This window comes from Streptomyces sp. NPDC047974, assembly GCF_040653375.1.
GTDB lineage: Bacteria > Actinomycetota > Actinomycetes > Streptomycetales > Streptomycetaceae > Streptomyces.
Genome location: NZ_JBEZNU010000090.1, coordinates 1 through 2,787, shown reverse-complemented (window position 1 = coordinate 2,787; position 2,787 = coordinate 1). Strand labels below are relative to the sequence as shown.

4 protein-coding genes are annotated in these 2,787 nt (G+C 61.1%); 1 reads left to right on the top strand and 3 read right to left on the bottom strand.

From position 1 onward, the window contains the following. The coding region (locus AB0E19_RS38395; RefSeq protein ID WP_362189809.1) for a hypothetical protein at positions 1-334 on the top strand (334 nt) is incomplete at its 5' end. On the opposite strand, the gene AB0E19_RS38390 is transcribed toward AB0E19_RS38395, so the two are convergent. The 3 genes from AB0E19_RS38390 to AB0E19_RS38380 all read right to left on the bottom strand — a co-directional run. Further along, entirely contained in the window at positions 321-986 is a 666-nt protein-coding gene (locus AB0E19_RS38390; protein ID WP_362189806.1) for a hypothetical protein, read from the bottom strand. The two genes, AB0E19_RS38395 and AB0E19_RS38390, sit on opposite strands and share 14 nt — an antisense overlap. A gap of 38 nt (positions 987-1,024) precedes the next feature. After that, positions 1,025-1,318, bottom strand: coding sequence for a hypothetical protein (locus AB0E19_RS38385; protein ID WP_362189803.1), 294 nt, complete (start codon positions 1,316-1,318; stop codon positions 1,025-1,027). Next, positions 1,318-2,787 (bottom strand): DUF1983 domain-containing protein (locus AB0E19_RS38380; RefSeq protein WP_362189800.1); only part of this gene is annotated, 1,470 nt, incomplete at its 5' end. The genes AB0E19_RS38385 and AB0E19_RS38380, both read right to left, overlap by 1 nt.

Here is a 2,787-nt window from a genome sequence, read left to right as displayed (position 1 = left end):
GGACGCATTCGTGGCACGGATCAGCCCCAAGGCGATCGAGGTCACCGAGGCCCGTCGCGTTTCAATTTGCGGTGCTATCGGACAGGCCGAAGACCGCTTCAGTATCAGGCTCGGCACCAGCAACACATGGAAGCGCTGCGACATCGACCTGACTGACACCGTAGCCGGCTATGCTTCGACAGGCGTGACATTCCACACCACCACCAGCGACGAGGGAAGCCAGCGAGGCTTCTCCGCAGAGAATTTCAAGCGTCCTCGCGGCTACGTCGCATTCGGAAAATACGCGCGCTACCAAGAAGGTCGGACTAAAGACCGGCTGATCAGTAGCCCGTAATATCCAGAGCCAGAACCGCAAACACCCCGTTGGAGATATAGCCAATGTCCGACGGCGTTCCTGGCGAAGACTGCTGCACGAACACTGTCATGTCGGCTGAGGAAAACACTCCATTCAAGATACGCGCGCCCGGAATGTAGGTGTACTGGTCCACCTGCGCGGGCTGCGTCTCGGGATTGTTGATCCATTGCCGAGACTGGTTCATCGCGGCACCGCAGAAGGCAATGGCATAGGTTCGAGAAGGATCAAGCTGCCCACCACCCTGGCCATTGACGATCTGCCCTGCCACACGCATCCAGCTCATGCCGCTGTCGAACACAAGCCGGCCGTCGCTTTGCCGCCAAACCTTCAGGCCTCTTGTACTGGATGCGATGTAGGTGGGAAGCGTGAAGACGAACCAGTCAAAGGCTACCGGCCCTCCCTGCGTGCGGATCAGGAAGGTGTATGTGTTGCCACTGATGGATACACCCAGAATGCCGATGTACTTCGACTGGTCGTGCGTTCTCAGTGCGACCTGAGGAATGACCGCTGCGGGCAAGGTAAAGGTGAGCGTGTACAGCCCATAAGCAAGCTCTGGATTGGCTGACGATGTCTCACCACTACCCCGCGAGTACAGAGACAGGTTCTCGTAGTTCTGATCGATCGTCAGCACGCTGCCATTGTTGGTCCACACTTTCAGGCCAGTTGCCATTACCAGAGTCCATAGTGGAGCGTGCAGGGTGTCCTGACGTTGGTAGTGAAATCCCATGACATACGAATGACCGACGCACTGATGTCGGTCAGTACCACGTTGGGGACGCCGCGCGTCGGTTGATTCGAGTCATTCGACACGATGAAAAAGAACGCTCGGTTCCCCTGGGAGGCGATGTCGATGGAGCCGGCCTGGTTTCCGGTCTGAACTGAACCAAGCAACCGGGTCAGACGCGTTGTCACATCGAACTTCACCGAGCCGTCGTTGTTCCATACCTTCAGTCCGGTGGCCATCAGATGCCATCCCCAAGGGCAACAAGTGGCTGCCCGGTTGGACTACGAACGAAGATGTTCTGGTCATTGATCGAAAGCGATCCGCCACCAACTGGCCCGTTCATTGCCAGGCTACCGTTCTTGTCCAGCTTCCAACGTGGCAGACCACCTGCGCCGACCGCTGTGGACTGGATCACGTCGCCGATCATGGCATTCTGAATCCAGCCAGTTCCGATCAGTGCCTGGCTGATGAAGGTCTGGCCGCCCTGAATCACGAATGGCGACGTGACCTGCCCGTTCACCAAGTTGATCACCGCAAACCGGTCGGCCTGGAACAGGATCTGACTCTGGTAGCTACCGTCCGGCTGATTTTCGATGCCAATGCCCATCCCGGCCGCGTAGTACTGGCCATTCGCCGCCACCTGCAGCTTCAGGGTCCACGAAGCGCTGATCCTGCCGTCCATGTCGACTACCGCCTGCGAGTTCTCCTGCACCAACGCCTGCGTTTCGCCTACCTTCGCTTCCACCGTGTCGGTGCGCTGAGCCTGGGCATAGTCGCCCTCGGCGATGACCGTCTGGATGGTGAGCGTTCCAGCGAACACCGTGGCGTCGCCAGCGCCCCAGTCGCTATCACCGGCGGCTTGAACGTCCAGCTGGGCGAACAGGCCATCCGTCTTCTGCCCGATCGCCTGCAGGCCGGTTTCCGGATCATTGACCTGCAGCTCCAGCGTGTTCACCCGGCCGACCACCGCACCCGCCTGAGCGACGGCATCACCCACATCCTTCCATTTCGTGCCCGGTGGCTCCTCATTCCCCGGCGCGTTGTCGTTCCACAGCCAGATCTTGCCGTTGTGCACGACGGTATCGCCGGGGTCATAGGTGGCGCCGGCCTCCCAGATCAGTGGCACGATCTGGTCGATGCTCTCGATCTTGGAAAGCAGGTCCTGCCCCAACGCGCTCTCGGTAATCCGACCCGAGAGGTAGGCGTCGTAGTCCGACTGGTTTGTGCTGGCCTCCCCCATCACGCCGGTGCCGGTCGGATACCACGGACCGATGTTGCCGCTCTTGTCCACCAGTCGGCCCCAGAAGTAGAACCGGGCACCGGCAGCAAGACCGTCGAGCTGGTAGCGGTTCTGCGGGTAGGCGAAGTCGGCGAACTTCGTGGCGCTGGCGCGGTCTGGCCCAGTACTACGCCAGATCTCGGTCCGCTCGGTGTCGGTGGCCCCGGGCGGGAAGCCCCAAGCCAGCTGTATGCCGAACACCACAGGGGTGGTGGTCAGCGAGGTCAGCGCCGGCGGCGGCTCGGTCTTGCCCTTGATGTCCGTGAGCATGCTCAGCGCCGGCTGCGAAACCGCGTTGAGCGCGTTGACCGCGCGCACCCGGGCCAGGTACTTGCCGGCGTAGATGCCCCGGACCTCACAGCTGGTGGTCCCTACCCGGCCCGCACGAACCCAGTTCAGATCGTCCCGGCGCCATTCCACGTCGTAGGC

Excerpts from the sequence above, each read along its gene's own strand:
- AB0E19_RS38385 (WP_362189803.1), bottom strand. The coding sequence starts at position 1,318 with ATGGCCACCGGACTGAAGGTATGGAACAACGACGGCTCGGTGAAGTTC.